At 69.7% G+C, this 1,939-nt stretch carries 1 protein-coding gene and 1 pseudogene; both read left to right on the forward strand.

Going from position 1 to position 1,939, the window contains the following annotated elements; translation table 11 throughout:
• A partial coding sequence (locus DBR23_RS18140; RefSeq protein WP_108499148.1) for an HlyD family secretion protein occupies positions 1-934 on the forward strand: 934 nt, incomplete at its 5' end.
• Positions 931-1,939, forward strand: a pseudogene (locus DBR23_RS30990) (ATP-binding cassette domain-containing protein); the annotation flags it as partial. The gene DBR23_RS18140 and the pseudogene DBR23_RS30990, both read left to right, overlap by 4 nt.

Genomic DNA, 1,939 nt, shown 5'->3' on the forward strand with positions numbered 1-1,939 from the left:
CACCGAGATTGCCGTGGCCACCAAGCAGGCGGGGCGTGTGCTCGATGTTTTGGTGGTCGAGGGCGATTTTGTGAAGGCGGGGCAGCCCCTGGCCCGCATGCAGATCGACGGCCTGCAGGCCCAGCGCGAAGAGGCCGTGGCCCGGCTGCAGCAGGCGCAATTGGCCATCAGCAGTGCCCAGGTGCAGGTGGCCCAGCGCGAGAGCGACTACCAGGCCGCCTTGGCCGTGGTGGCCCAGCGCGAGAGCGACCTAGACACCGCACGCCGCCGCCTGCCGCGCTCTGAGCAGCTAGCGCGCGAAGGCTTTTTCTCCAGCCAGTTGCTCGACGATGACCGTGCCAAGGTACGTAGCCAGCAGGCCGCTGTGACGGCTGCCAAGGCCCAGGCCAAGGCCGCACAGGCGGGCATTGGCGCGTCGCGCACGCAGGTGACCAGTGCCGAGGCCAATGTGCGTGCGCTTGAGGCCACGCTGGCGCGCATTGATGTGGAGCTGGCCGACAGCGAACTCAAGGCACCGCGCGACGGGCGGGTGCAGTTCCGTGTGGTGCAGCCCGGCGAGGTGGTGGGCGCAGGTGCGCGCGTGCTGCAGCTGGTGGACCTGAGCGACGTGTACATGACCTTCTTTTTGCCTGAGACCGTGGCGGGCCGGGTAGCACTGGGCAGCGAGGTGCGCATCGTGCTCGATGCCGCGCCGGGCTTCGTGATCCCGGCTACCGTGTCGTTCGTGGCCAGCACTGCGCAGTTCACCCCCAAGACGGTGGAGACCGCGAGCGAGCGCCAGAAGCTCATGTTCCGCGTGCGCGCGCAGATCGACAAGGCGCTGCTGCTGCGCCACCAGGAACAGGTCAAGACCGGACTGCCCGGCGTGGCCTGGCTGCGGGTGGACCCTGCGGTGGAGTGGCCCGCCAACCTCGCCGTCAAGGCCGGCCAGTGAGCCTCCCCGGCAGCGCGGCACCCGTGGCCCGCCTGCGTGGCGTGGGCCAGCGCTACGGGCGCACGGTGGCGCTGGAGGGCATCGACCTGGAGGTGGCCGCCGGCCGCATGGTGGGCCTGATCGGGCCGGACGGCGTGGGCAAGTCCAGCCTGCTGGCCCTGGTGGCGGGCGCGCGGGCGGTGCAGCAGGGCACCGTGGAGGTGCTGGGCGGCGACATGGCCCAAAGCCGCCACCGCAGCCGGGTGTGCCCCCGCATCGCCTACATGCCGCAGGGCCTGGGCAAGAACCTGTACCCCACGCTGTCGGTGGAAGAGAACCTGCAGTTCTTTGGCCGCCTGTTCGGGCACGACGCGGCCGAGCGGCGCCGCCGCATTGACGAACTCACGCGCAGCACGGGGCTGTACCCCTTTCTGGCGCGGCCTGCGGGCAAACTCTCGGGCGGCATGAAGCAAAAGCTGGCCCTGTGCTGCGCGCTCATCCACGACCCGGACCTGCTCATTCTGGACGAGCCCACCACCGGCGTGGACCCGTTGGCGCGCGCGCAGTTCTGGGATTTGATCGGCCGCATCCGCGCCGCGCGGCCCGGCATGAGCGTCATCGTGGCCACCGCCTACATGGAAGAGGCCCAGCGTTTTGAATGGCTGGTGGCGATGGACGAGGGGCGCATCCTGGCCACGGGTACGCCTGCCGAGCTGATGGCCCGCACCGGGCACGATGTGCTGGAGCAGGCCTTTGTGGCCCTGCTGCCCGAGGCCAAGCGCCGGGGCCACCAGGCGGTGCAGATTCCGCCGCTGGACCGGTCGCAGGCAGACGACGCCACCAACGTGGCCATCGAGGCGCGCGACCTGACCATGCGGTTTGGCGACTTTGTGGCGGTGGACCACGTGAGCTTTCGCATCCAGCGGGGCGAGATTTTTGGCTTTTTGGGCAGCAATGGCTGCGGCAAGTCCACCACCATGAAGATGCTTACCGGCCTGCTGCCTGCCAGCGACGGGCAGGCCTGGC

The organism is Acidovorax sp. HMWF018 (genome assembly GCF_003061035.1).
In the GTDB taxonomy this organism is placed as follows: domain Bacteria; phylum Pseudomonadota; class Gammaproteobacteria; order Burkholderiales; family Burkholderiaceae_C; genus Acidovorax; species Acidovorax delafieldii.